The sequence below is a fragment of the Bradyrhizobium sp. Kon56 genome (genome assembly GCF_055807635.1).
This window is the reverse complement of the sequence record NZ_JBVVOU010000481.1, coordinates 1-260: the sequence shown is the minus strand read 5'-3', so window position 1 is coordinate 260 and position 260 is coordinate 1. Positions and strand designations below refer to the sequence as shown.

The window sequence follows — 260 nt, the reverse complement described above, 5'->3', positions numbered from 1 at the left end:
GTGTCAGTCTTGTCGTCCATCGGAAAGATTCAAGCGGCGTTGGATGCGTTTCGTGGTGCACTCAAGACCATGGGGACCGATAACAGCTTCAGTGGCTTGGTCGGTACTTCTTCGGATGAAAAAGTTGCCACCATGACTGCAGGGGCGGGTGCTTCAAACGGCTCGTTCTCGCTGGTGGTATCGCAGCTGGCCCAACCTTCGAAACTGACCACCGCCAATTTTGCGGGTGGCGCATCTACCGTGGTCAACAAGACTGACAC

1 protein-coding gene is annotated in these 260 nt (G+C 55.4%); it reads left to right on the top strand.

Features of this window, described 5'->3' with window-relative positions; genetic code table 11:
• On the top strand, window positions 1-260 hold a 260-nt coding region (locus tag AC0L3B_RS39745; RefSeq protein ID WP_473383353.1), incomplete at both ends, for a flagellar cap protein FliD N-terminal domain-containing protein.